Below are 323 nucleotides of genomic sequence, written 5' to 3'. Positions count from 1 at the left end.
TGATGTAAAACTGATGTGGGCGATTAGCTCAGTTGGGAGAGCACCTCCCTTACAAGGAGGGGGTCACTGGTTCGAGCCCGGTATCGCCCACCACTTTCTCTCTAGTCAGATCAATAATTTCGCGATTGGTATCTCCAAGCGTTGAATAATTTCGTCTGAATAGAAAAGAAAGCACCTATTTGGGGCTATAGCTCAGCTGGGAGAGCGCTTGCATGGCATGCAAGAGGTCGACGGTTCGATCCCGTCTAGCTCCACCACTTTCTAAAAACATTCTAAAAAGTGTGTTTAGAAAGTGGATATTCTCGTCAGAGAAACACTACTTT

2 tRNA genes are annotated in these 323 nt (G+C 46.1%); both read left to right on the top strand.

The window, feature by feature from the left end:
• Positions 1-17: 17 nt before the first annotated feature.
• Positions 18-93 (top strand) — tRNA-Val (locus LRP50_RS25610).
• 88 nt (positions 94-181) lie between these two features.
• Positions 182-257: transfer RNA gene (locus LRP50_RS25605), tRNA-Ala, on the top strand.
• Positions 258-323 lie beyond the last annotated feature (66 nt).

Source organism: Enterovibrio gelatinilyticus, from assembly GCF_028683095.1.
GTDB classification, from domain to species: domain Bacteria; phylum Pseudomonadota; class Gammaproteobacteria; order Enterobacterales; family Vibrionaceae; genus Enterovibrio; species Enterovibrio gelatinilyticus.
Note: the sequence above shows the minus strand (reverse complement) of the source record. Positions and strands in the feature narration are given on the sequence as shown.